The organism is Bradyrhizobium sp. 18BD (assembly GCF_054185225.1).
On sequence record NZ_JAVAYL010000105.1, the window covers coordinates 1 to 521 of the forward strand.

1 protein-coding gene is annotated in these 521 nt (G+C 62.8%); it reads left to right on the forward strand.

Going from position 1 to position 521, the window contains the following annotated elements; genetic code table 11:
* Window positions 1-521, forward strand: a 521-nt coding sequence (locus RAD16_RS40610) for an asparagine synthase-related protein (RefSeq protein ID WP_458163644.1), incomplete at both ends; no start/stop codon positions are given.

Consider the following 521-nt stretch of genomic DNA (forward strand, 5'->3'; position numbering starts at 1 on the left):
GAAGTTCTTCGGCGCCGGCGACGACAAGATCGATGATCCGCTCTATTCGCACCGACCGCGCTTTCGCTCCACCGGATCGGCCAAGCTCTTCTTTTCCACCAGCCTCAAGGAACAGCTCGGCACCTATGATGCAACGGCGGAACTGGCGGCAATGCTGCCGGCGGACTTCCCGCGCTGGCATCCGTTGCACCAGGCGCAATATCTCGAGACCAGCTTCCTGCTGCCGGGATATATCCTTTCCGCGCAGGGCGATCGTATGATGATGGCGAACGGCGTTGAAGGCCGTTTTCCTTTCCTCGACCCGCGCCTCATCGACTTTGCTGCCGCCCTGCCCCCGGACATGAAGCTGCATGGCCTCAGGGAGAAGCATATTCTCAAACAGGCCGCGAAAGGCCTGGTGCCGGAGCCGATCATCGAGAGACCGAAGCAACCTTATCGCGCGCCCGACAGCCAGGCCTTCGCCGCATCTGCGCCGGGACCTCGGCATCACCGACGGTACGGATCCTGTCGGCCGGCGCCAG